Annotated in this window: 1 protein-coding gene; it reads right to left on the bottom strand. The window is 30.8% G+C overall.

Translation table 11 applies throughout. From position 1 onward, the window contains the following. The coding region (locus ACX6CF_RS27205; RefSeq protein WP_458788496.1) for an S-layer homology domain-containing protein at positions 1 to 214 on the bottom strand (214 nt) is incomplete at both ends.

Here is a 214-nt window from a genome sequence, read left to right as displayed (position 1 = left end):
AGTGATGCACTCTGCTGGGGCATATGTTTTATTAGATGTTCCATTAATTATACCCTTTGAAGCTAATACTTGTATTTGATTTTTTGCCCACTGATAATTAGTAATATCATCAAAAGTTTTTTCAACAAAGGCAATCGCATATTTACTAAAATGTGTTGTAGTAAATGTTACTTTTCCTGTGTCAGTATTATATCTACCATTTGTTATTGGGACT

The organism is Vallitalea sediminicola, assembly GCF_054408565.1.
Note: the sequence above shows the minus strand (reverse complement) of the source record. Positions and strands in the feature narration are given on the sequence as shown.